Origin of the sequence: Pseudomonas sp. LS1212 (assembly GCF_024741815.1) — a bacterium.
In the GTDB taxonomy this organism is placed as follows: Bacteria; Pseudomonadota; Gammaproteobacteria; order Pseudomonadales; family Pseudomonadaceae; genus Aquipseudomonas.
This window is the reverse complement of record NZ_CP102951.1, coordinates 3,658,064-3,683,434: the sequence shown is the minus strand read 5'-3', so window position 1 is coordinate 3,683,434 and position 25,371 is coordinate 3,658,064. Positions and strand designations below refer to the sequence as shown.

Here is a 25,371-nt window from a genome sequence, read left to right as displayed (position 1 = left end):
GGTCACATCCGGAAAATGCCGAAACGGCTCTGTTCGACGGGCGCATTCAGGGCCGCCGACAAGGCCAGGCCCAGTACGTCGCGGGTTTGTGCCGGGTCGATGACGCCGTCATCCCACAGCCGTGCGCTGGAGTAGTAGGGGTGCCCCTGGTGCTCGTACTGGTCGAGGATCGGTTGCTTCAACCGGGCCTCGTCCTCGGCGCTGAAGCTGTGCCCGGTGCGTTCGCTCTGCTCGCGCTTGACCTGCGCCAGCACCCCGGCCGCCTGTTCGGCGCCCATCACGCCGATGCGCGCGTTGGGCCACATCCACAGAAAGCGCGGGTCGTAGGCGCGGCCGCACATGCCGTAGTTGCCGGCACCGAAGCTGCCGCCGATGATCACCGTGAACTTCGGCACCTTGGCACAGGCCACCGCGGTCACCAGCTTGGCGCCGTGCTTGGCGATACCGCCGGCCTCGTACTTCTGGCCGACCATGAAGCCGGTGATGTTCTGCAGGAACAGCAGCGGGATGCCGCGCTGGCAGGCCAGCTCGATGAAGTGCGCGCCTTTTTGCGCAGCTTCGGCGAAGAGGATGCCGTTGTTGGCCAGGATCGCGATCGGGTAGCCATGCAGGTGGGCGAAGCCGCACACCAGGGTAGTGCCGAACAATGCCTTGAACTCGTCGAACACCGAGCCGTCGACCAGACGGGCGATGACTTCGCGCACATCGAAGGGTTGCTTGGCGTCGGCCGGAATCACTCCGTACAGATCTTCGCTGGCATACAGCGGCGCAATCGGAGCGCGTTGCTGGACTTCGCCGAGCTTTTTCCAGTTCAGGTTGGCGATGCAGCGCCGGGCGATGGCCAGGGCATGTTCGTCGTTGTCGGCATAATGGTCGGCAACCCCGGAAACCTTGCAATGCACATCCGCACCGCCCAGGTCCTCGGCGCTGACCACCTCGCCAGTGGCCGCCTTGACCAGTGGCGGGCCGGCAAGAAAGATGGTCGCCTGCTGGCGGACCATGATCGCTTCGTCGGCCATGGCTGGAACATAGGCCCCACCGGCGGTGCAGGAACCCATGACCACCGCGATCTGCGGGATGCCCAGGGCGCTCATGTTGGCCTGGTTGAAGAAGATTCGCCCGAAGTGTTCGCGGTCCGGGAAGACTTCATCCTGGCGGGGCAGGTTGGCGCCGCCCGAATCCACCAGGTACAGGCAGGGCAGGCGATTCTGTTGGGCGATGGCCTGGGCGCGCAGGTGCTTTTTCACCGTGAGCGGATAGTACGAGCCGCCTTTGACCGTGGCGTCGTTGGCCACGATCATGCACTCGACGCCTTCGACCCGGCCGATGCCGGCAATCACGCCGGCGGCGGGCACGTCTTCGCCATAGACTTCATGGGCGGCCAACTGGCCGATTTCGAGAAATGGCGAGCCCGGGTCGAGCAGCCGGTTGATCCGTTCGCGCGGCAGCAATTTGCCGCGCGAAGTATGCCGTTCCTGGGCCTTCGGCCCACCGCCCTGGTGCACCTTGGCGAGCAGATTGCGCAACGCCTGGACCTGTTCGAGCATGGCCGCGCTATTGACTGAAAACTCCGCCGAGCGCGGGTTGATCTGGGTGTGCAGGATTGCCATGGGGCGCACTTCCTTATCTGGGTGGCTCAGCGTGTTTCGTTGAACAGTTCGCGACCGATCAGCATCCGGCGGATTTCGCTGGTACCGGCGCCGATCTCGTAGAGCTTGGCGTCGCGCAACAGGCGGCCGGCCGGGAACTCGTTGATGTAGCCATTGCCACCGAGGATCTGGATCGCGTCGAGAGCCATTTGTGTGGCTTTCTCCGCGGTGTAGAGGATTACCCCGGCGGCGTCCTTGCGGGTGGCCTCGCCGCGCTCGCAAGCCTGGGCTACCGCATACAGGTAGGCGCGGCCGGCGTTGAGATGGGTGTACATGTCGGCGACCTTGCCCTGGATCAGCTGGAACTCGCCGATGCTCTGGCCGAACTGTTTGCGGTCGTGAATGTAAGGCACGACCACGTCCATGCAGGCCTGCATGATCCCGGTCGGGCCGCCGGAGAGCACCACGCGCTCGTAATCCAGGCCGCTCATCAGGACCTTCACGCCGCCGTTGACGACACCCAGCACGTTCTCTTCCGGTACTTCGACGTCATCGAAGAACAGCTCGCAGGTGTTGGAGCCACGCATGCCCAGCTTGTCGAACTTGTTGCTGCGGCTGAAGCCTTTCCAGTCGCGCTCGACGATGAAGGCGGTGATGCCGTGCGGGCCCTTTTCCAGGTCGGTCTTGGCGTAGATCACATAGGTGTTGGCATCCGGGCCGTTGGTGATCCAGGTCTTGCTGCCGTTGAGCACATAGTGGTCGCCGCGCTTGTCGGCGCGCAGCTTCATCGAGACCACGTCGGAGCCGGCATTGGGCTCGCTCATGGCCAGGGCGCCGATATGTTCGCCGCTGATCAGCTTGGGCAGGTATTTGGATTTCTGCTCGTGGTTGCCGTTGCGGTTGATCTGGTTGACGCAAAGGTTGGAGTGGGCGCCGTAGGAGAGGGCGACCGAGGCCGAACCGCGGCTGATTTCTTCCATTGCTACCACGTGCGCCAGGTAACCGAGGCCCGCGCCGCCGTACTCTTCCGGCACGGTGATGCCCAGCAGGCCCATGTCGCCGAACTTGCGCCACATGTCGGCGGGGAACAGGTTGTCGTGATCGATCTGCGCGGCGCGCGGGGTCAGTTCGGCGGCGACGAAGGCCTGGACCTGGTCACGCAGCATGTCGATGGTTTCGCCCAGGGCGAAGTTCAGGGATGGGTAATTCATGCTTGCACCTTTGCTGTTTATTCTTGTGGAAGGGCGCGAAAAGTCGCGGCTGATTCAGCTATAACCTTTACGTTAACGTAAACCTGATGCCGGGGACTGTCAACGCTGTATATTGGTTTTGAATCGTTGATCGGGAAAAGGTGTTTATTGACCTTTACGTTAACGTTAATTTACGCCAGAGTTAAGGCGATTTTTCGGTCGCCGGCCTCGCGGCGGGCAGTTCAAGCATGCTCCCAATACAAACAAAAAAGGGATCGTCATGGATCAACCAAGCTACTCCAAAGGCCTGCAAGACAAAGCGCTGCTGGCCAAGACCATCGGCCAGGCGTTCGATGACACCGTGGCCCGTTTCCCCGATGGCGAGGCGCTGGTGGTGCGTCACCAACAGGTGCGTTACAGCTGGCGGCAACTGGCCGAGACGGTCGAAGTGCACGCCAGGGCCTTGCTCGCCCTGGGGCTGCAGACCGGCGACCGGCTGGGCGTCTGGGCGCCCAATTGCGCCCAGTGGTGCATTGCCCAGTTCGCTAGCGCCAGGATCGGCGTGATCCTGGTCAACATCAACCCGGCTTACCGTAGCAGTGAACTGGAATACGTGCTCAAGCAGTCCGGTTGCCAGTGGCTGATCTGCGCCGGGGCGTTCAAGTCCTCCAATTACCACGAGATGCTCACGGGCTTGTTGCCCGAATTGGGCGAGCACGCGCCGGGGCAGTTGCGCAGCGAGCTGCTGCCCCAGTTGCGTGGGGTCATCAGCCTGGACGCGCAGCCGCCGAAGGGCTTCCTGCCCTGGGCCGAGCTGGCTGCACTGGCCGACGGCGTCAGCGATAGCGACTATCAAGGCCGACAGAAGAGCCTGCAGTTCGACGAGGCGGTGAACATCCAGTACACCTCCGGCACCACCGGCTTCCCCAAGGGCGCCACCCTCAGCCACTACAACATCCTCAACAACGGCTATATGGTCGGTGAGAGCCTGGGTTTGACCGACCGCGACCGGTTGGTGATTCCGGTGCCGCTGTACCATTGCTTCGGCATGGTCATGGGCAATATCGGCTGCATGACCCATGGCAGCACCATGATTTACCCCAACGATGCCTTCGACCCCTTGCTGACCCTGAGCACCGTTGCCCAGGAGCGGGCCACCGCCCTGTATGGCGTGCCGACCATGTTCATCGCCATGCTCGATCACCCCCAGCGCCAGGAATTCGACCTGTCGAGCCTGCGCACCGGAATCATGGCCGGGGCGACGTGCCCGATCGAGGTGATGCGCCGAGTGATCAGCGACATGCACATGAGTGAAGTGCAGATCGCCTACGGCATGACCGAGACCAGCCCGGTGTCTCTGCAAACCGGCCCCAGCGACGACCTGGAACTGCGCGTGACCACGGTGGGGCGCACCCAGCCGCAGCTGGAAAGCAAAATCATCGACGAGCAGGGCTGCATTGTCCCGCGCGGGCAGATTGGCGAGTTGTGCACCCGGGGTTACAGCTTGATGCTCGGCTACTGGGGTAACCCCCAGGCCACTGCCGAGGCTATCGATCCTGCCGGCTGGATGCACACCGGCGACCTGGCGACCATGAACGAGCAGGGCTATGTGTGCATTGCCGGGCGCAACAAGGACATGATCATTCGCGGCGGCGAGAACATTTACCCGCGCGAGCTGGAGGAGTTTTTCTTCACCCATCCGGCTGTTGCCGATGTGCAGGTGATCGGCATTCCCGATGACCGCTACGGCGAGGAGATCGTTGCCTGGATCAAGTTCCACCCCGGCCATGGCGCCACCGAGCCGGAACTTCAGGCCTGGTGCAAGGACCGCATCGCGCATTTCAAGACGCCGCGGTATTTCCGCTTCGTCGAAGAATTCCCCATGACCGTGACGGGCAAGGTGCAGAAGTTCCGGATGCGCGAGATCAGTATCGAGGAGTTGGCGAACAGGTAGCAGCAATGCGGTGCGGGGGTGGGGGGACTCTGTGGGAGCTGGCTTGCCAGCGATGGCATCGCTGCGGTGATTCAGGGAGACCGCATTGCCAGCATCGCTGGCAAGCGGAACGCCGCCCGGCCAGCTCCCACAAGGGGGTTGGCGACTGATGGGTACATATCCCAGAAAGCACTGAGGGGAGCCGAAGCTCCCCTCTAGGATTGTTGCATGCTCTTTTTTTGTTATTGAGGGTTGGCCTGTTCTTGTTTTTGTCGACCTTGGCCCTTCTTGCTTTTTTGCGACCCCCATCCGGGGTCAAGAGCAAACGTATTTTTTTGAGCGCTGATCTACCTTCATCATTGCTGATCCAACCGATACGGCAGCTACCTTGGGGTAGTTTTATTGTTCTCTGTCCGGTCGCGGGGCAAGCCCCTGGAAAGCACATCCTCTCCAAAAAAATCTGTTAGCTGCGTCTCTGTCGTGTTGTTTTTGTTATGTCAGAGTCGTTACGTCTTATTTTTATTGGGTTTTTTGCAGTTTTTATTGTTGTTGTACCAAAGATATAGCATTCCGCGTGCCAGCTTTGTAAAAGCCAATAAAATCAATGGTTTGGCAGATGAGAAAGAATAGCTTACGAAAAAAAGCCGGAAAATTGTTTCCGTGTTACTCGCTTTTCCGGGGGAATGTGAGGGGGAGGTAACACTGTGCCAGCGTTACCTCCCCACTTTCATTGTGCGCTGCGTGCCCGAGCCACTCGGGAGCCGCTGGGGCGTCCCAGCACGGCACTGATCCGCTGGCCCGCCGCGAGCAGCAACTCCATGTCGATACCGGTTTCGATGCCCAGGCCCTGGAGCATGTAGAGCACGTCTTCAGTCGAGACATTGCCGCTGGCGCCCTTGGCATAGGGGCAACCGCCGAGGCCGGCGATGGAGCTGTCGAACACCGCGATGCCCTCCAGCAGGCTGGCGTAAATGTTGGCCACGGCCTGGCCATAGGTGTCATGGAAGTGCCCGGCCAGTTGTGCGCGGGGCACATGCGCGGCCACCACGTCGAACATCTTGCGCGTCGCGCCCGGGGTGCCGGTGCCGATCGTGTCGCCCAGGGACACTTCGTAGCAGCCCATCAGGTGCAGTTCACGGGCGACCACCGCGACCTGCTCGGGTTTGACCTGGCCTTCATAAGGGCAGCCCAATACGCAGGAAACATAACCGCGCACGCTTACCCCGTGTTCGCGGGCCTGCTCCATGATCGGCACGAAGCGCTCCAGGCTTTCGCTGATCGAGCAGTTGATGTTGCGCTGGGAAAACGACTCGGACGCCGCCGCAAACACCGCAATCTCCCTGACCCCGGCCGCCAGCGCATCCTCGAAGCCACGCAGGTTCGGCGCCAGGGCGCCATAGGTCACACCGGGCTTGCGCTGGATCTGCGCAAACACCTCGGCCGAGCCGGCCATCTGCGGCACCCACTTGGGCGAGACGAAACTGCCGACCTCGATATAACTCAGGCCTGCGGCGGTCAGATCATCGACCAGCCGGACCTTGTCCGCGACGCTGATGGGCTGGGCTTCGTTCTGCAGGCCATCGCGCGGGCCCACTTCGACCAGGCGCACTTTGTTTGGCAGTGACATGAGGGTTATTCCTGTTCAGGAGGCCTGGCGGCCATTTTTTTGATTTTTCAGGGTTTCGGCCAATGCCTGCACGCAGCGTTCTTCGGCGGTATCGAGCTCCAGTTGCATCTGCTGGATGTCCAGCAGTTGCTGCTCCAGCTGTGCCCGGCGCTCGGCGATCTTCACCAGCATGCTGTTGAGCTGCTTGCCGTTGCCGCTGCTGGGGTCATAGAGCTCGATCAGCTCGCGGCACTCGGCCAGGGAAAAACCGATGCGCTTGCCGCGCAGAATCAGCTTCAGGCTGACCTTGTCACGCGCCGAATAGATCCGCTCCAGGCCACGCCGCTCGGGGCTGAGCAGGCCTTGTTCTTCATAAAAACGGATGGCCCGGGTGGTGATGTCCAGCTCGCGGGACAGGTCGGAAATGCTGTAGGTCTGGGTGCTCATGGTGGGGCTCGGGTTAAGGCATGACGTTAAGCTAATTGCTGGTTGACGTTTACGTCAAGGTGCATCTGCACCTGTCATGCTGAAAGTATTTCCAAGTGCTCAGCGCCGGGCTGTCTGAGGATACTTATCCCTTCTCGGCAAATGCCGAGTCGGCATGAGCGCAAATGTGCGCACGTTTTTTGAGCGATTCAAGGAAGAGAAGCCCAATGACAGACAAACTCAGCACTGCCCCGTCCACCATGAAAGTCGATCCATTGTGGCTTGAGAGCCGCGAAGGATCGGGCAATGGTCTGTTTCGGGCATGGCACCAATTTGAAACAACACATCAGCGCCTGCAGCGGTTGCTCGGCGCGGCTTCGAAAGAGACAGGCACGGCGGATGAATTCTGGAACGCTCGTGCGCGTGGCACGAGGGTCAGCCACCGTCAGTATGTAGCCGATACCCTATATGATTACCTTGAAGCCCGGCTGGACATCGAATATGGGTTGCTCAGATTGCCGCGTCAGGGATGGCGGTGGGGTCGGGAACTGATCGAGAAGGCCCGGCGCGACGGCCCCGCTGAAATCACACCGAGTTGGTTGCCGGCACTGGGCACGAAATATCACTACGTTTATGTGGATGTACCTGATGAGGACTCAGACACCTTGCCGGGTAGTATTGTCGTGTCTCGCGGGGGTGCGTACCTGCTCTTCACGCTAGGCTGGGACAGGGGGGCTGTATGGTTTTCGAATCGTTCTAACCTAGAGGCGTTCCTGCTCGATAACAGAGTTAGTCTGTGGGAGGGAATGTATACGGTGGAGCAGCTTGAACAGGCTCAAGAGATCGTGTTCTCAGAACTACTGCGCAATCCATTCGAAGTTGTCTTCGAGTCAGCGCAGCGGCGATGGGATAAGCACCCCGAGTATCTTTCAAGCTTGCTTGCCAGGGACCTCTCCACCGCCGACCGCAATCAAATCCAAGAGCGAATGGCTCGGGAAGGCCATAGCGATCGCGCGTTGATTAACTTCGGCAGCCTCGATGAGGCGCTTGCGCTGGCTTACCGCGAGGCAGCGGTAGAGCGTCAGGAGGAAGCCATCCTGACCTACCTGGGTGAGTCGCCTCGGAGCGACGCCGCACAGTTCAGGTTGGGGCTGTTGATGCAGGACAGCCTCGACGCAACGCACCATCGTAATGAGGCCAGCGGGCGCTTGAAAGCCTTGCTCAGCGCGAGCAACGCCTTGGGCTGGGTAGCGCAAGGTGACGCTGCATTTTTGACCTGCTGCAACGACCGTGCGCAGGGCGTGGTGGATGAAGCCAGGCTGCAGCACAAGCTCGGCATTCTGACCCTGGCGCAACAGGCAATGGTCGAGGAGGTGGTGTTTTCGTCCGACGCTGACGGATATGCCGGCCGCCAGACCCAGGTATTCGACCTGACGGTGCACGATTGGAAAATCGCCGGGGCGTTGATTCTGGTCGACGAAAATGGCGACGGTGGACCTGACGAACAGACCAGTGCGTTGCTCTACATGCCAGGCCTGCAGGGTGGCTTACTGGCCTTTGCGAACGTTGGGGCATTGAAAGAGGCGCTTGTCGACACCTTGCTGGCAAGAACAGAGTCGGTTTTTCGGGACAATGTTCCTTTCGATCAGGCTCAGGCTATTGATGATTATCTGAACAAGTGTTTGGACGAAGGGCTGGACGTTGCGCTCAGTCTCGTCAAAGTGACGGGTAAGCCTTTTATCCAAAGCCTGAAAGATCAGCTTACCCACTTCCCCCGTCATGCACGGGCGATCAGCGCCGGTACTGCGTCGTATCCTGATACGGCCAGCACTGCAGAGTCGCAGGGTTTTCTTGAGTCGCAAACATTCACCAAGCTCGCAATCCCGGTCAACGAAGCACGAGAGGTCGCTCTTGAACGCGTGGCTGAGCAACTGCGCACGGTACCGGCTGCCGAGCAGATCAAACAACGCTTCGATCAATTGCCGGAAGCGGATCGCACCGCCGTGCAAAACAACTTGGCGGCGTATCGCACAGCTTTCATTGGGGCACGTGAATTATTAAGGCAGGAACTGCCTGATCGAGAGACTTTTGTCGATGGCCTTATTCGTCAACGCCTGGAGTCAGACATCGGCATGATTTGGCCGTTCCAGGTGATTCTGGATCTTCCGGAGTCCGTAAGAGAAGAGACGGTGTTGGGCCCCGATATTCCGACGGCCGTTGGCGAGCGCCCTTCTGGAAAAATTGAATATTTGCCCAGCGATGACTGGGTACAAATGACACTCTCGGATTTGGCCCTGGCAAATATTGATGATGCGATGAAGCGACGTTTGAGCTTCATGGAGGTCATCATCAACTCGCCAATAGCAAGCAATGCCAGTCTAGGAGGCAAACTCAGCCAGCATTATGTCAAGCAGCTGGTGAAGTCGCTCGATGCGGCTGGCGAGTATGAAAAACGCATCACTTCGGCGTATCGCCTTCCGGTTGGCAGTGCCTTCGTGCGCGAACTGCATCGCGAAAGGTTGGAGCTGCCCTGGCAGTTGCTGTTGAAGGTCGAACTGCTGTTGGTCAAGGGACGAGGGATGTCGACGTCAACGTATCGGCTTCTTGAGCAATTGGCTGATGGATCGACCCCTGCCCAACTCTTGAGCCAAGGGTTGGATATCAATATTCAGACTGCAACGCTCTTCCCGGGGCGAGATGCTCTGGGTGGCACTTCAGAGGTCGCATTGTCAGGTTTGTTGTTCCTGGTTAACCAGCAAACCGACGCTACCATACTGTATTTGCCGGGTACTCCCAGAGGTAATGCATTCAGGGAATACAGCAGTTTGGAGCAAGCGCAAATGGCGCTTGCCGATATGACCCTGGACGCTGTGATGCTGAACTATCTGGCGGCACATGCGGATGACGGCAACGCAGACGCGCATGCCGCCAAGGTTCGACGGGCATTGCGCAGCGGGTTTCGAAGCTTTGTCGGAGCCAGTTCCCCTTGGCCGATGTCTACCAGCCTGCCAACGCATTTGTGCAATCTGGAAATGGGCCGGCTTGTTACCGCGCATCGCGCCTCTTCACGCTCGAACCGAGAGTTGTATCTCGAGGAGGCGGCGCTGGAGCACCAGGCAATATATGGTTATTTGAAAATGACCTTGGGCTTCATGCCGATTCTAGGCTCAGTCATTTCGGTCTATGACTTTTGGATCGCTGCCAACGGGGCGGTGAATGCGTTCCTCCAGGGCCGGGTCAATGAAGGCATAGACCACTTGGCGTCGGCGATGATGTCCCTGGTCGATGTCGTCCTTGATGTCGCGCCGGGGGTGGTAGGGGCCGGTCGGTTCACCAAGGTCAAAAGGCTGCAAGGCATTGCCCGGCAGCGGCAGATAACGTTCAAGCTTGGGCATGATGGCAGCGTGGCGCTAACGCCCAAGGCTGCCAGCAGTTCGGGCCGAGTCCGTCACTATGCTTATGACGCTTTCGAGGGACGTCAAAGTAAAATGGCCCTGTATGGCAAAACGCGCATTGACGCAGGGCAGGCCAAGGGCACCTACTCGGTCGGGAGCAAACACTACATCCAGCGCGACGGTTTGACTTACGAGGTGGAGTGGGACGCGTCCTATCGCACCTGGCGGCTCGCTAAAACGCCGAGCCATTTCTATCGGCAGCCGATTCGATTGGGCGATGACGGTCGATGGGTGACTCATGGCCAGTTCAGCGGCCGTCTAGTTGATGGCGGGCTGCAAGGTGGCGGCCCTGTGCTGAGCATGCTTCGGGATATATGGGGCGGCGGGGGGCGGGGTCGACAAGCGGCAATCGCCCGGCAAGCGGTCGATGAGGTTGTTGATGCTGCTGCCAGGGTGCCTTCGGTGCCGGCTGGGTCGAGAGGGCTGAAACCCGCGGCGTTGAAGAAAAAGATTGAGCAAGCGAAAAAAGCTGTGAGCGAAGGGCAGGGTGGCTTTGCACAAGCAGACAGTGCGTTCACCGCTTTGGGAGCAGGGGAGGAGGCATTCAAGGACGCAGTCGATGCGGCGATCAAGAACTATAAGAGTAGCTTGAACACACTGGGCGAGTTGGGTAGCCCAGGCAGCGCTGCTAATCTGGCGAGTGCGTATCAAGGCGTTCAAAAGGAATTCCGAAAATTTCAGACGGCGATGAACAGACGTCTGGGAGGCGATTCCGAGTTCACAGGATTGATGCGAACGGTTGACGGCGGGATCGGAAGTTTCGCCAATAGAACCTCCATAGAAGCCGCTGATCTCTCGGGCGTGAGCAAGGCCCTGGACTCTCTCTCAGAAAGGTTCGAGGTGATTTCCGCAGGCGCCGACCAGAAACTATGGCAAAAGGTACCGGATCGGTTCCCTGGTGCATCACCCAAAAAAGAGACTGCGAAGCTCGCAACGGAGACGGATAGTTTCATTGCCAAACTGGCTGACAGAAAGACAGGCTTACAAACCCTTAAGTCCGGAATTGAGGGGAAAGCGGCCCAAAAAAGAGCAAATGACTTGGCGGGTGAGTGTGCCTTTCGACATAAACAGATACAGGAGGATCAATTGCTGAGCACGGTTGATCGCGAAAGGTTACTTTCTAGCCTGAGTAGCGAAAAAAGCAACCTCACGAAACTTGCGGATGAACTTCTCGTTAAGCATTCGTTTACTCAAAACATCACTGAAGAGGCCGTGGAGACACTGCTGAATCGGAAAGCCATCAAAGTAAATCAGGGGCGCGAGTTGCCGAACAAAGTCAACCGGAATGGTGAGACGGATATTGTGGTGGAATACCCATTGCGTATAGGTAAAGGCATTGCAGGGTACGCCGAGAATACCGATTACGCCTTTATGCATCTACACTACAAGCAAAAGCCGTATCGTCTGGAGGACTTTGTAGCCGTTCATTTCAAGACTCCAGAGCAACGCGGGATGGGGGGAGGTGGGGTTTATCGTAAAGCAGCTACTACAGCGTTTGTAAAAACGTATCTTGCACCACATCAACCTAAGTAACTTACCCCCGCGCTTTTGAACGCGGGGCTCCCCTTCCACACATTTCAGCGGCCGAAAGTGCTTCGGTCGCTTACGCCTTCACCACCCGCTCATCCTGCGCCGTCACCCACTGACACAAATCAATCATCTGCTCCCTCATCCACCGGTTCGCCGGGTCCTGGTCCGTACTCTCATGCCAGTACAGATGCGTCTCCACCGGCGGCACATCCTTGACCGGCAAACTCACGAAATTCAGCTCATGCCGACGTGCAAAACGCTCCGGCACGGTCATGACCATGTCCGTCTGCTGCAGCACTTGCGAGGCCATCAGGTAATGCTGCGAACGCAGGGCGACCTTGCGCTGCAGGCCCATCTTGCCCAGGGCCAGGTCCACATAACCGAGGCCGTTGCGGCGGCTGGAGATGTGGATGTGGGTCATGCTCAGGTACTCGTCCAGGCTGAGCTTGTCCTTGTACAGCGGGTGGCCCTTGCGCATGGCGCAGACGTATTGGTCCTGCATGAGCTTGACGTGGCGCACCTGCGGGTCGGTGTTGAGCGGGGCATCGACGGCGAAATCCAGGCGCCCGGCCGCCAGTTCCTTGGTGGTCTCCCGGCGCTTGCACAGGAAGCTTTCGATGACCACGGCCGGGGCCTGGCGGCGCAGGCGCTGGAACAGCGGCGGCAGGATCACCGCCTCGGTCAGGTCGGTCATGCTGATGCGGAAGGTCTTGTTCGCTTGCAGCGGGTTGAAAATGCGACTTTCCTGAACCGACACCCGCAGCAACGACAGCGCATTGCGCACCGGGCCGATGATGTTCTGGGCCATGGGCGTGGGCACCATGCCCTGGGCGGTGCGTACGAACAGCGGGTCATTGAAGGTTTCGCGCAGGCGCGCCAGGGCGTTGGACACCGCCGGCTGGGTAATGCCGACGATCTGTCCGGCCCGGGTCAGGTTGGCTTCAGTGTAGATGGCATCGAAGACGATGAAGAGGTTCAGGTCGACCTTGCTCAGATTCATGGGCTGCGCTCTTGTTGTGTTTTTTTGCGGTTGCATCAGCCGATCATATATCGGTTATGAATGTTTATACACGCCGAGAATAGGTTAGGTAAATTTTGGCGGCTGATCTAGCATCGGTTTCATGAACCCGACAACCTCCCTCAGAAGGTAGCTGCCCATGGATTTCGCCTACTCCCCCAAGGTCCAGGAACTGCGTGAACGCGTGACCGCATTCATGGACACCTATGTCTACCCGGCCGAAGCGGTGTTCGAGCGCCAGGTCGCCGAAGGCGATCGCTGGCAGCCGACTGCGATCATGGAAGAGCTCAAGGTCAGGGCCAAGGCCGAGGGCCTGTGGAACCTGTTTCTGCCCGAGTCTGAACTGGGCGCCGGCCTGACCAACCTCGAGTACGCGCCGCTGGCAGAAATCATGGGCCGCTCCTTGTTGGGGCCAGAACCGTTCAACTGTTCGGCGCCCGATACCGGCAACATGGAAGTGCTGGTGCGTTATGCCAACCAAGCGCAGAAGCAACAATGGCTCGAGCCGCTGCTGCGTGGTGAGATCCGCTCGGCGTTCGCGATGACCGAGCCGGACGTGGCGTCCTCGGATGCCACCAACATGGCCGCCCGGGCCGAGCGCCAGGGCGATGAGTGGGTCATCAATGGCCGTAAATGGTGGACTTCCGGCGCCTGCGATCCGCGCTGCAAGATCATGATCTTCATGGGCTTGACCAACCCCGATGGCCCGCGTCACCAGCAGCACTCGATGATTCTGGTGCCCACCGATGCACCCGGCGTGAAAATCGTCCGCCCGCTGCCGGTGTTCGGTTACGACGATGCCCCGCACGGCCATGCCGAAGTCCTGTTCGAAAACGTACGGGTGCCTTATGAAAACGTATTGCTGGGCGAGGGCCGCGGCTTCGAAATCGCCCAGGGCCGGCTTGGCCCGGGCCGGATTCACCACTGCATGCGCTCGATCGGCATGGCCGAGCGTGCGTTGGAACTGATGTGCAAGCGTTCGGTGGAGCGCACCGCCTTCGGTCGCCCATTGGCGCGGCTGGGGGGCAACGTCGACAAGATCGCCGACTCGCGGATGGAGATCGACATGGCACGTCTGTTGACGCTCAAGGCGGCCTATATGATGGACACCGTGGGCAACAAGGTGGCCAGGAGCGAGATTGCCCAGATCAAGGTGGTGGCGCCGAACGTGGCCCTGAAGGTGATCGACCGGGCGATCCAGATCCATGGCGGCGCCGGTGTCTCCAATGATTTCCCGCTGGCCTATATGTATGCCATGCAGCGCACCCTGCGCCTGGCTGACGGTCCGGATGAAGTGCACCGCGCCGCCATCGGCAAGTTCGAGATCGGTAAATACGTGCCCAGGGAGTTGCTGCGCAGCGAACACTGAACCAGCGGCCAGTGCCTCTATGTAATGATTGAGGCACTGCTCAATGTACCCACACCTCGACGCGCCGATTCTTGACCCGGCCCTGGTCCTGATCATTGTCGGCGACAGGCATCTGTGCACCCAGCCCGACCAGGTCTCGCAGGATTACCCCTTGCTTGAACAGTTCGCGGCGGACCGCCATGGCCCGCAGTTTCGACAGCAGCAGGGCACGCGCCGGATCGTCCTTGGCGTCGCCGAAGCCGACCAGGGTGACTTTGCGCTCTAACTTGTCGGTTTGTTTGAGGTAGGCGAACAGCCGGTCCAGGTCCGCCCGGGCCTTGTTGTCGAGCGTGGCGCTGCCTTCACTGAAACGCAGGTTCAACGACAAGCGCATGGCGTTATCGGCCAGTGCCCGGTAAGCCTGGGGCATGCCGTTGAAGGGGGGTACCCGCATCGGCTGAATACTTTGCGCGACGAATCCGCTGGCACTGACGATGGCCTGGCCCTGATCGCTTTGCACATAGCGCATCAGGGCCCGGGCCCAGGGGTTTTGGTTGTCCGGAGGTAAATAGAAATACAGGCGACGGGACAGCGGATAATCTTCGCTGGCGATCAGGGCGGGCGTCGGCAGCATGGGTTGCGAATCGCCGTCCTTGATGGCCAGCGCCTTGGCCTTGTGCACATACGGCAGGCCGATGAAACCGATGGCCTGACGATCTGGCAGACTTCGGTTGTGAGTTGCTCGCTGGACTCCAAACGCACGGCATTGGCTGACAGGCTCTGGCCGAGCGGGTCGAGTATCAGCGTCTTGAAGGTTTCGAACGTGCCGGAGCGTTCATCGCGGGCATACAGGTGTATCGGACCCTGGCCTGATCCCAGTTGCTCCCAGGTCTGGATCCTGCCGGAAAAAATCCCGGCCAGTTGCTCGGTGTTCAACTGCTGCAACGGGTTGTCCGGGTGCAGGATGACGGCCACGCCGTCGATCGCGATGACCTGCTCGGCTTCGGGGTCTTTCAGGTCGCCAAGCGCTTCGAGCTCGACCAGTTCGGCATCCTTGATTGGGCGAGAGGAAGCTGCAAGGTCGGCGGTTCCGGACTTCAGCGCGCTGAAGCCCGTGCTCGAACCATGAGCCGCGACCTCGATCCGGATCGTTTGCCCGGTGGTGGTCTGGCCGCTGATCTGCTGTTCGTTGACGTTGGCGGATGCTTGAACCTGCACATTCTGCAGTTCCTGCTCTTGCAACAAGCCTTTGACCAGGGCCGGACCGAGCACTGCGCCGATGGTGTTGGAGCCCTGGATGCGCAGCACCGGTGCCGATTGTTCGGCGAACGAGAAGCCCGGGAGCAGGAGCAGGGCAGCCAGAATCGTCAGGGCGAGCGGCATGCGGCAGTACCTTGAAGGGAGGGGAACTGCCGGGAGAATAAGTCAGATCGATGACTGAAATATGACGGTAGGCCGCGACCGCAACCGCTACGCGCTCGCGCGCGAAGCGGGCGCAACGATCACAACCTAATCAGCTCAGCTCAAGCCAGATCGGCGCATGGTCGGACGGTTTTTCCATGGCGCGCAAATCGTAATCCACCCCCGCCGCCTTGATACGCGGCAGCAGGCGGCTGGAGGTCAGGATCAGGTCGATGCGCAGCCCGCGCTTGGGCTCGTCGTCAAAGCCGCGGCTACGGTAGTCGAACCAACTGAATCGGTCCGCCACTTCCGGGTACAGGTGCCGGAAGCTGTCGACCAGGCCCCAGTTCTTCAGGCGCGCCATCCACTCGCGCTCTTCCGGCAGGAAGCTGCATTTGCCGGTCTTGAGCCAGCGCTTGGCGTTGTCCGGGCCGATACCGATGTCGCAGTCTTCGGGTGAAATATTCACGTCCCCCATCACCACCAGTGGCTGATCATTGCGGAACTGGCTCTCGAGCAGGGCTTGCAGGTCGCTGTAGAACCGTTGCTTGGCCGGGAACTTGGTGGGGTGGTCGCGGCTTTCACCCTGGGGGAAGTAACCGTTCATGATGGTCACGGTCTGGCCATCGGCGTCGGCAAAGGTGCCCCAGATAAAGCGGCGCTGGGCGTCTTCTTCGTCCGTGGCAAAGCCCTTGCTCAGGCTCAAGGGGGGCTGGCGCGAGAGCAAGGCCACGCCGTAATGGCCTTTCTGGCCATGAAAGTGGACGTGATAACCCAGCGCTTCAATCTCGGCCAGCGGGAACTGCTCGTCCGAGACCTTGGTTTCCTGCAGGCCGATGACATCCGGCTGATGCTTTTCAATCAGCGCCGCCAACTGATGAGGCCTGGCGCGCAGGCCGTTGATGTTGAATGAAACGATCTTCATGGGGGCGGCAATCCTGGCAAAACTGGGATGCTAGCGGACATCATCTGCCACCGCCAGCATGGCGCAAGGCCGTATCGACTGCTAACGTCGGACATGGGTCCATCGACACGCAGGAACATGCTTGCAAGGAGGACTCTCAAATGGAACATACACTGCCAGCCGAGCAGTGCCGTGATTATCGCGAGGTCCTGTCCCATGCCTGAATCATCCACTGCCGTGGCTGAAGTTCGCTTGCTCGACGGCGGCTATGGCCGCGAGGCCTGTTCGTTGCTCTACCACGCCTACCGGCACGAGCCCACGTTCGGCTATCTGTTGGAGGCCGAGCGGCCGGGCTATGAGCACCGGGTGCGGGCCACGGTGCGGGAGCTGGTCAAGCAACATTTCTTTCAGGAGCTGCCGGCATTGGGGCTGCTGCTTGAGGACCGCTTGATCGGCATTGCCCTCATCGCCCCGCCGCAGCGCCGTTTGGGTATCACCGAGAGCTGGGCCTGGCGCATGCGCATGCTGCTCAGTACCGGTTTTCGCTGTACGCGCCGCTACCTGGACTACCACGAAGCGGTCCTGGCCTGCCTGCCGTCCGGGCAGGTGCATGTCTTGCCGTTGCTGGGTATTCACCCGCAATTCCAGGGCAAGCATTATGGCGAGCAATTGCTTGAGGCGCTGCATAACTGGTGCGCCGAAGACGCTCATTCCGAAGGGGTGGTGCTCGATACCGGAAATCCGCGCTATCTGGAGTTTTATACGCGTCAGGGCTATGAAGAAATCGGCCAGATTGCGATAGGACCGGTCCTTGAGCATGTGTTTTTTCACTCCAACCCACAGCGTGTGGTGGCGGCGCGTGCCTGAAAAGCCGAAGTTAGAGCTTCTATCGGGCTCGTGATAGCATCCGCGCCTATGAAGTTTTCAGGACGAATCCCAGCCGGTTTGATGCTGTTGATCAGCACGTTCGTCGCTCACGCCCAGAGTGAGTTGGACGTAAACATCAAACCGGCCAATAAAGAACTCAAGGCTAACGTCCAAGGCTATATCGGCAGCCTTGGCGATCGCGACGAGGAAGCCTTGCTGCGGTTCAGCCGAGGTGCCGAGGAGCAGGCGAAAAAAGCCGCACAGGCATTGGGCTACTATCAGGCGCAGATCGAAAGCGAAGTAAAAGCTGGCAAGTCGCCACGCCTGGTGCTCACCATCGAGCCGGGCGAGCCGGTGCTTTTGCGCGATGTCACCGTGCGGGTCGAAGGCCCTGCCAGCGAGCTGAAAGCGTTTCGCGTTCCCGACAGCAAGGCCCTGCGCAGTGGCGCGGTGCTCAACCATGGGCATTACGAAGACGCCAAGCGGCTGATCCAGAACCAGGCTTCGCGCTATGGCTTTTTCAGCGGGCGCTTCACCCGCCAGCGCCTGGCGGTAGACCCACAGGCCGGCGTCGCCGACATCGAGCTGGTGTACCAGAGCGGGCCGCGCTACAAATTGGGCAAGGTGCAGTTCGAAGGTGACACGCCGTTTGACGACGATCTTCTGCAGCGCATGGTGCCGTTCAAGGAGAACACACCCTACGACTCCGAACTGGTTGCCGAACTCAACCAGGCCTTGCAGTCCAGCAGTTACTTCGAAGGGGTGCGGGTCGATGCCGCGCCCATGGCGGCAACCGGCCAGGTGATTCCAGTCGATGTCCAGCTGGAAACCCGCAAACCCCGGACCATGGGCCTGGGCCTTGGCTTCTCGACCGATGTCGGGCCGCGCGGCAAGGCCAACTGGACCCGCCATTGGGTCAATCCGCAGGGGCATAGTTACGGCTGGGAAATGGAACTGTCGGCCCCCCGGCAGAACGTCGGGCTGTTTTATGACATCCCGCTCGATCCGCCGCTGACCGACAAGCTGCGCTGGGCTGGCGGTTATCAGTATGAAGAGATCGCCAATACCGACAGTCTCAGCAAACTGCTGACCTTCGGCCCGGAATGGCACAGCAAGTTGCCCAGCGGCTGGCAGCGGGTCATCTCCCTGAAGTGGCAGCGCGAAGAGTATCGCCTGGGTGATGACTCCGGGTTGAGTACCTTGCTCATGCCCGGCGTCAGCTATTCCTACCTGCGCAGCGACAACCGCATCGACCCGCACAATGGCTACCGCCTGCAGTTCGATGTCCAGGTGGCCAAGGAAGGGCTGCTGTCGGACATCAACCTGCTGCACGGCAATGTCCTGCTCAAGGGCTTGACCACCCTGGGCCAGAACCACCGGTTGCTTGGTCGGGTGCAGTTCGGCGGCAGTGCTACCAACGGCTTCAAGTCGATACCGCCGTCGTTGCGCTTCTTCGCCGGTGGCGATCAGAGCGTACGCGGTTACGATTACCAGAGCCTGTCGCCGGAGAACTCCGATGGCGACCGGATCGGCGGCCGCTATCTGGTGGCCGGCAGTGTCGAGTATCAATACGCGATTGCCGAGAAGTGGCGCGTGGCGACCTTCGTCGACCAGGGCAATTCGTTCGATAATCTGGAGCTGCCCAGCCTCAAGACTGGCGTCGGCGTCGGTGTGCGTTGGGTTTCTCCGGTCGGGCCGCTGCGTCTGGATCTGGCCCGGGCGCTGGATGACGACGGCGGTATCCGCTTGCATTTCTCCATGGGGCCGGAACTTTGAGTCGTGTTGTGAAAGGGGTGTTGCTCGGGCTGCTGGCCTTGTTGCTGCTGGTGCCGATGACGGTCGTCCTGCTATTGGGCACCGAGGCGGGCAGCCGCTGGGCATTGGCGCAAGTGCCGGGATTGCAGGTAGAAGACTTTCAAGGGCGCCTGGGCGGTCACTGGCGTGCGGCGAAGCTGCGCTGGCAGCAGGGCGAGGATCGGGTGCAGTTGCTGGCGCCATCGTTCAGCTGGTCACCCGCTTGCCTGCTGCGCAGAACCCTGTGCATCGAGCAACTGCAGGTCGAAAAAATCGAGCTGCAGTTCGCCCCCGCTGACGAAAATGCCGACAGCGGCCCGCTGCAACTGCCGGAACTGAAGCTGCCGCTGGCCATCGAGTTGGGCGACGTGCGCATCGGCAGCCTGGAACTTGACGGTACCCGGCAGCTTGGCGATCTGCAGTTGGCGGCTCGCTGGACGGCTTCCGGCCTGCAGATCGATACGCTCAAGCTACAGCGCGACGACTTGCGCCTCGCTATGCAAGGTTCATTGCAGCCGGGGGGAGACTGGCCCCTGAGCGCCAGCGGGCACCTGCAATTGCCCAGTATGGGTGAACAGCCCTGGCAACTGGCGGTGAGGGTCAAGGGCGACCTGCTCAAGACCCTGGTGCTCGACGGCGACAGCAGTGGCTACCTCAACGGTCATCTGAGCGGCGAGCTGAAACCGCTGGCCGAAGATCTGCCGGCACAGGTCCGTATCACCGCGGACGGGTTCAAGCCGGCCGCCGACCTGCCCAATACCCTGCGCTTGAATCAAGTCGTGTTGACCGGCAAGGGCGATCTCAAGGCGGGTTACCAAATAGCCGGGCAGGCCAGCCTGCCGGCCGAACAGGGGCCGGTCAGCCTGCAGTTGCAAGGTCGCGTCGATGCCCGGGGTGCGGATATCGCAGCGCTGGACCTGACTGCCAGCCCCGAACAACTGCTCAAGCTCAATGGCCGGCTGGCCTGGCAGGAAGGGTTCGATGCCGACGTTCAGGTCGACTGGCTGGATTTTCCCTGGCAACGGCTGTACCCCGTCGACGAGCCACCGCAGGTGCTGCTGCGCAAGTTCAATGGCCAGGTGCAGTACCGCGATGGCACCTACCAGGGCAACTTCCATGGCGACCTGGAGGGCCCGGCAGGTCCCTTCAAGCTGGGTAGCCCGTTCAGTGGCGACCTCAAGCAGATTGCGCTCGCGCAGCTCGAACTGGCCGCGGGGCAGGGCAAGGCCAAGGGATACCTCAAGGTGCAGTTCGCCGACGGTATCGGCTGGGACACGGCGCTGGACCTGAGCGCGATCAACCCGGCCTACTGGGTTGGCGAGCTACCGGGCACCCTGGCAGGCCCGTTGCGCAGCAAGGGATCATGGCAGAACGAGAAGCTGCAACTGAGCGCCGACCTGGACCTCAAGGGTCGCCTGCGCGGGCAAACCGCCGTGCTGCTGGCCAAGGCTGAGGGGGCGGGCGAAAACTGGACCCTCGGCACCCTGGATATCCGCCTGGGTGAGAACCGCATCAACGGCAGTGGGAGTTTGCAACAACGCCTGGCCGGGCAGATCGACCTCAACCTGCCGCGCCTGGGCCAGCTCTGGCCCCGGTTGCAGGGCCAGCTCAAGGGCCGGATGGAGGTGGCCGGGACGCCGAAGGCGCCACAGGGGCAATTCAAGCTCCAGGGCCAACGGTTGACCATGGCCGACAATCACCTGCAAAGCCTCGACCTGGATGCCCGGCTCGATAGCGCACAACACGCGGTGATCGATCTCAGCGCCAGAACCCTGCGGGTCGGCGAAACTTCTCTGGGCACCCTGACCGCCAAGGGGCAGGGCGATGCTCGTCGGCAACAATTGCAATTGGCCCTGCAAGGGCCGCAGTTGAAGCTGGACCTGGGCCTGGATGGCAACCTGGACAAAGGCGACTGGCGAGGCCGTCTGGCCAGCGGTGAAATCCAGACCGGTGGCCAGGCCTGGAAGCTGCAGGCCCCGGCGAAAATCGAACGCAAGGCCAGCGGCCAGCTCGATTTCGGTGCTCATTGCTGGCTGTCGGGGCCGGCCAGCCTGTGTGGCGAAGACCAGCGCCTGATGCCTGAACCGCGTCTGCGCTATCACCTTAAACAGTTCCCGATAGAGAGCCTGGCCCAGTGGTTGCCCAAGGACTTCGCCTGGCAGGGGCGGCTCAATGCCGATGTGCAACTCGACCTGCCGGCTTCCGGCCCCAAGGGCCAAGTAGTGGTGGATGCCAGCGGCGGTACCCTGCGTGTTCGCGAGAAAGACCGGTGGCTGGACTTCCCGTATCAGACCCTGCGCCTGGACAGCAGGCTGGCACCCACGCGCATCGATACCCAACTGGCGTTTCGGGGTAACAAGCTGGGCGAATTGTCGGTCACCACGCAGATCAACCCCGTGGCGCAGAACAAGCCCTTGACGGGCGACTTCCGCCTCACCGGGCTGGACCTTTCGGTGGCGCGGCCCTTCGTGCCCATGGTCGAACGCCTGACCGGGCACTTGAACGGCAGCGGCCGGCTATCCGGGACGCTGACAGCGCCGCAGGTCAATGGCAGCCTGAGGCTCAGCGAGGGCGAGGTCAGTGGCGCCGAGCTGCCGACCAGCGTCAAGGATCTGCAGGTACAGGCGCTGATCGCCGGGGAAAATGTCCAACTGCAAGGTACCTGGAAAAGCGGCGATAGCGGGCAGGGCAGCCTGGACGGACAAGTCAGTTGGGAGCAGGCGCTGGCGGTGGATCTTCATCTGCGGGGCACGCGCCTGCCGGTCAATGTCGAACCCTATGCTGCACTGGAGGTGGCGCCGGATCTGAAGATTCAGGTCAAGGACGAGCGCTTGTCGATTGCCGGCAAGGTCCTGGTGCCCAAGGGGACGATCACCGTGCGCGAACTGCCGCCATCGACGGTCAAGTTGTCCGACGATACGGTGATCATTGGCCATCAGACCGAAGAGGGCAAGACGCCCCTGGCGATGGCCATGGACATCGACGTAGAGGTGGGGCAGGAGAAGCTGTCGTTCAGTGGTTTCGGCTTGACCGCGAACCTGGCCGGGCATGTTCATATCGGTGACAACCTCGACACGCGCGGCGAGCTGAAGCTCATCGACGGGCGCTATCGCGCCTATGGCCAACGCCTGACCATCCGCCGGGCGCGCCTGCTGTTTGCCGGCCCTATCGACCAGCCGTACCTGGATATCGAAGCCATCCGCAAGACAGACGACGTCATTGCCGGTATCCGCCTGACCGGCAACGCCGAGCAGCCGACCACCCAGGTCTTTTCGGAACCGGCCATGAGCCAGGAGCAGGCGCTGTCGTATCTGGTGCTGGGGCGACCGCTCAGTACCACCGGCGAAGACAACAATATGCTGGCCCAGGCGGCGTTGGGCCTGGGGTTGGCCGGGAGTGCCTCGCTCACCGGCAGCCTGGCCAAGGACCTGGGCATCGATGACTTCCAGCTCGGTACCCAAGGCAGCGGCGCCAGTACCAGCGTGGTTGCCAGCGGCAACCTGTCCGAACGCCTGAGCTTGCGCTATGGTGTCGGCGTATTTGAACCGGCCAATACCATCGCCTTGCGCTATATGCTGAGCAAGCGCTTGTATCTGGAGGCGGCCAGTGGGCTGGCCAGCTCTCTTGATCTGTTTTACAAGCGCGACTTCTGATGGGTGTTGTCCTTCTCAGCGCACGGTGGCGGCCTCGATGAACTCATTGGGTTGGTCCGGGTCCGGTCTGGTGTAGGCCTTCGGGCGGAAAGGGCTGATCAGGTGGGTATATTCCTCGATCAGCCGGTTGATCGCCTCCGGTGGCTCGCAGGCCTGGAACTGCATGCTGATCTGCACCTCGTTCGGGTCGCGCTGCTGGCCCTGGCGCTTGTCCGCCCCAACGGTGACGAAGAAGCGTTCGCTCTGGACCACTCCGTTCTCCAGTGCGTGGCTCGCAGTGGCCAGCTCGGTGGCCTGGATCCTCACCGACAGATCAACCTGCATGCGCTCGAGTGCCAGGCCCCGGGGAGCGACCAACGCGATCAACGGGATCTTCATGCCGTGCTGCTCATCCAGCGCGACCTCGACCATCTTGGCTTTCATCGGTGTGCCCAGGTCATCGGCGTCATAGTCGAAGAACTGGTCGAACAGCTTGATGTACTGCTGGGCAATCAGGTTGTTGGTAGCGGCGGCCGCCTCTTGCAGGCCGCGGGTGATGTCGCACAGGTCACTGGCGGTCATGGGCTCTTTGCTACGGGAAAAAAGTGCCACGGATCTAGGCTCCTTGCGCTATCGGCAGGACGCCCCGCCTTGGGGGCGAGGCATTTTTTTGCGTGTTTAAAGCGGTGCGTCAGGGGGCGGTCGCGCTCGCGGCCGCTTTATCCGGCATCGGCAAGGCGGAGACCGGCATGCCATCCAGATTGCTGGCTTCGGTATTTGCGATCATCGTGGGTTTGGTCGCCGCCTCGGTCAGGAAGTCGATGACGCGCATCAGGGCTTCCGGTGGGTCCTGGCGGGTCACGCGAGTGTTGAATGCATAGCGGGCGCGGGTGTCGGTCTTGCGAGTCTGGGACGATTTGTGGCTGACCTGGCCCTTGACCGACAGTTTAAAACCACCCCAACCCATTGAGGCCTGGAAGCCGGCTTCGGCAGCTGTCTCGCTCGAGCTTTCGGCTTGCTGGCTGATGGTCAGCTCGAACTCGATGTTGCCTTCTTCGATGCAGATGTTCGGGTGGGTGATGGCCGCCAGCAGAGGAATCTGCATTTTCTTGGCGATGGTGCCCTTGTAGACCCCTTGCTCATCGGTAATGGTTTCGTCGTAGTCGAACTGGATAGCGACGGCCTTGCCATCCTGGATGCAGACTCCCATGAGGAAGTCGGCGTAGGATTTGCTCGCCGAGATCTGGGCTTGAATCATTGCCTGCAGCGGGCCGGAAATCATCCGGTCCAGCGGCAGGGCGTTCATGACGGAGCCAATCAGGCTGTTATCGATTTGTGCCATGTGCGAAGTCCTTTTCATTGATGCGCGTGAGTGCGCACTTTCATCTTATGGGCCCTGCACAACGGGGTGCAGGTGGAACACGTTACCTGTGGGTTGTTGATTCCTGGCGGCGAATATTGCCGATCTGACGCAGGCTCAGGCCGTATTTGTCGGCCAGTACGCTGCGTGAGTAACCGTTGGAGCTTTCCCGCTGAATCTGCTGGTTGCGCAACTGTCGGCAGAAATGGTCAGACTTGGGGATCTCCAGGGCCATGCCGGCATAGCGCTTGATCAGTGCATGCAGGGCATCGTGCGGCAGAATCTCGGCCAGCGAGGTACGCTCGGGATGCTTGGGTATGTACTTGGGGCGGCCGCCATAGGTGCAAGTCAACCGATAGGCATTCTCCAGGCCGATGCAATCGATCAGCATCTGGAGCGAATGAGGCAGTTGGCTGATGTCGATCTGAGTGAGGTCAATGACTTCCATGTTTACGTCCTTGTAACGATGGGTGGGCAGCGAAGGCATGATTCGGATCGGTGATCCTGCTGCATGCCGTTCACGGTTATGGAATTCGGTGATCGTTTGCGCCGGCTTTCATCGAAGAAGAACCTGCGCTTGGCGTAAGGGGATTTTTAATCAACCGCCGCCACGATATCTAGGCCACAAGCGGATCAGCGTGAGTAGCCTTTCGGAGGGTTTTGAGTAGGCTCTGATGTCGCAAGCGGTAGTAAGAAACCTGGCATGAGTACTACAGGCCAGGATTCGCGCGACGCACCCTGTTTTGCTGCGCTCCTGCTTCACGAAACCTCGACCCGTGCTACCGGCAGGGCCGCGTCAACAGCAGGCCGACCTGTTGCATGGATGACTGCTCATTGACGGACGGGTTTTCAGGCAGGGTTCGCCAATCGACCCAGAGGCAGACTGCCGTCAGCGCCAGTGAGCCCTGCTGGCCCACGACCCTGGGACTGAAATCGTGACGGTACAAGGCTTGAGTCTGCTTGAGGGCTTCGACGCTCTGTGCCTGGTTCAGGGTTTTCGAAACCAGCGCGGGAATCTCTCGCATGGGCGCCGTGAAGTACGGCTGCGTGGGGTTGGCTTCAAGGTGTCCGGCTTGCCGGGAACGGCTCCAGAGTTGTTGCCATTGGCTGTTGCCTGCCGTTTTCTCCAGCGTTGCCGCGAGCTTCAACAGCGTGGCATCGCTTGCGGCCGGTGTTTGCAGGGCGTGGGCTGCACAGCTCAACAGCGCGAGCAGGCCCAGCAGGCTACGTATCAACATGATCTTCTCCAATGCAGGCGGGCATGGGCCCGGAGCGATCATGTTTTCAGGTCGCAGGGAAAGGGGGCAGACGGAAAGGG

The 25,371-nt window shown here is 60.7% G+C and carries 16 protein-coding genes and 1 pseudogene; 6 read left to right on the top strand and 11 right to left on the bottom strand.

All coding sequences use genetic code 11. The annotated features are described in order from the left end of the window. Positions 1–2: 2 nt before the first annotated feature. Both NVV94_RS17065 and NVV94_RS17060 read right to left on the bottom strand, forming a co-directional pair. Positions 3–1,610: a carboxyl transferase domain-containing protein gene (locus tag NVV94_RS17065; RefSeq protein ID WP_258443567.1), complete on the bottom strand. Its 1,608-nt coding sequence runs from the start codon at positions 1,608–1,610 to the stop codon at positions 3–5. A 26-nt stretch (positions 1,611–1,636) separates the two neighbouring features. Further along, positions 1,637–2,800 carry an isovaleryl-CoA dehydrogenase gene (locus NVV94_RS17060; RefSeq protein WP_258443565.1) on the bottom strand — a complete coding sequence of 388 codons (1,164 nt, stop codon included), beginning with the start codon at positions 2,798–2,800 and terminating at the stop codon, positions 1,637–1,639. A gap of 259 nt (positions 2,801–3,059) precedes the next feature. Between NVV94_RS17060 and NVV94_RS17055 the strand changes: the two genes are divergently transcribed. After that, a complete protein-coding gene (locus NVV94_RS17055; RefSeq protein WP_258443564.1) occupies positions 3,060–4,733 on the top strand; it encodes an AMP-binding protein in 1,674 nt (557 codons plus the stop codon). A 706-nt stretch (positions 4,734–5,439) separates the two neighbouring features. Here the strand turns inward: NVV94_RS17055 and NVV94_RS17050 are convergent. Together NVV94_RS17050 and NVV94_RS17045 are read right to left on the bottom strand one after the other, a co-directional pair. Further along, positions 5,440–6,339, bottom strand: a complete 900-nt coding sequence (locus NVV94_RS17050; protein ID WP_258443563.1) for a hydroxymethylglutaryl-CoA lyase — start codon at positions 6,337–6,339, stop codon at positions 5,440–5,442. A gap of 15 nt (positions 6,340–6,354) precedes the next feature. Continuing rightward, complete coding sequence (locus tag NVV94_RS17045; protein WP_258443562.1) at positions 6,355–6,765, bottom strand: MerR family DNA-binding transcriptional regulator; 411 nt, start codon at positions 6,763–6,765, stop codon at positions 6,355–6,357. A gap of 206 nt (positions 6,766–6,971) precedes the next feature. Here NVV94_RS17045 and NVV94_RS17040 point away from each other — a divergent pair, with 206 nt between their 5' ends. Then, positions 6,972–11,732, top strand: coding sequence for a dermonecrotic toxin domain-containing protein (locus NVV94_RS17040; RefSeq protein ID WP_258443561.1), 4,761 nt, complete (start codon positions 6,972–6,974; stop codon positions 11,730–11,732). 70 nt (positions 11,733–11,802) lie between these two features. Here NVV94_RS17040 and NVV94_RS17035 read toward each other — a convergent pair whose 3' ends face one another. Beyond that, positions 11,803–12,729, bottom strand: a complete 927-nt coding sequence (locus NVV94_RS17035; protein ID WP_258443560.1) for a LysR family transcriptional regulator — start codon at positions 12,727–12,729, stop codon at positions 11,803–11,805. Between the two features lie 157 nt (positions 12,730–12,886). Here NVV94_RS17035 and NVV94_RS17030 point away from each other — a divergent pair, with 157 nt between their 5' ends. Beyond that, complete coding sequence (locus NVV94_RS17030; protein WP_258443558.1) at positions 12,887–14,116, top strand: acyl-CoA dehydrogenase; 1,230 nt, start codon at positions 12,887–12,889, stop codon at positions 14,114–14,116. 40 nt (positions 14,117–14,156) lie between these two features. Here the strand turns inward: NVV94_RS17030 and NVV94_RS17025 are convergent. Together NVV94_RS17025 and xthA are read right to left on the bottom strand one after the other, a co-directional pair. Further along, positions 14,157–15,478 (bottom strand): annotated as a pseudogene (locus NVV94_RS17025) (substrate-binding domain-containing protein). Positions 15,479–15,608: 130 nt separating this feature from the next. Then, positions 15,609–16,421, bottom strand: coding sequence for an exodeoxyribonuclease III (gene xthA, locus NVV94_RS17020; protein WP_258443556.1), 813 nt, complete (start codon positions 16,419–16,421; stop codon positions 15,609–15,611). A 195-nt stretch (positions 16,422–16,616) separates the two neighbouring features. Between xthA and NVV94_RS17015 the strand changes: the two genes are divergently transcribed. Genes NVV94_RS17015 through NVV94_RS17005 form a run of 3 tightly spaced genes read left to right on the top strand, consistent with a single transcriptional unit; the run spans position 16,617 to position 22,714 of the window. Then, on the top strand, positions 16,617–17,267 hold the full coding sequence (locus NVV94_RS17015; RefSeq protein ID WP_258443555.1) for an N-acetyltransferase: 651 nt from the start codon (positions 16,617–16,619) through the stop codon (positions 17,265–17,267). A 48-nt stretch (positions 17,268–17,315) separates the two neighbouring features. Then, positions 17,316–19,043: an autotransporter assembly complex family protein gene (locus NVV94_RS17010; protein ID WP_258443554.1), complete on the top strand. Its 1,728-nt coding sequence runs from the start codon at positions 17,316–17,318 to the stop codon at positions 19,041–19,043. Positions 19,044–19,099: 56 nt separating this feature from the next. After that, complete coding sequence (locus NVV94_RS17005) at positions 19,100–22,714, top strand: translocation/assembly module TamB domain-containing protein (RefSeq protein WP_408733512.1); 3,615 nt, start codon at positions 19,100–19,102, stop codon at positions 22,712–22,714. A 15-nt stretch (positions 22,715–22,729) separates the two neighbouring features. On the opposite strand, the gene NVV94_RS17000 is transcribed toward NVV94_RS17005, so the two are convergent. The 4 genes from NVV94_RS17000 to NVV94_RS16985 form a co-directional block, all read right to left on the bottom strand. Further along, positions 22,730–23,305: a DUF2589 domain-containing protein gene (locus NVV94_RS17000; protein ID WP_258443552.1), complete on the bottom strand. Its 576-nt coding sequence runs from the start codon at positions 23,303–23,305 to the stop codon at positions 22,730–22,732. A 79-nt stretch (positions 23,306–23,384) separates the two neighbouring features. Continuing rightward, positions 23,385–24,035 carry a DUF2589 domain-containing protein gene (locus tag NVV94_RS16995; RefSeq protein WP_258443551.1) on the bottom strand — a complete coding sequence of 217 codons (651 nt, stop codon included), beginning with the start codon at positions 24,033–24,035 and terminating at the stop codon, positions 23,385–23,387. A gap of 82 nt (positions 24,036–24,117) precedes the next feature. Continuing rightward, positions 24,118–24,501: a Mor transcription activator family protein gene (locus NVV94_RS16990; RefSeq protein ID WP_258447733.1), complete on the bottom strand. Its 384-nt coding sequence runs from the start codon at positions 24,499–24,501 to the stop codon at positions 24,118–24,120. Between the two features lie 331 nt (positions 24,502–24,832). After that, positions 24,833–25,291: a hypothetical protein gene (locus NVV94_RS16985; protein WP_258443549.1), complete on the bottom strand. Its 459-nt coding sequence runs from the start codon at positions 25,289–25,291 to the stop codon at positions 24,833–24,835. Positions 25,292–25,371 lie beyond the last annotated feature (80 nt).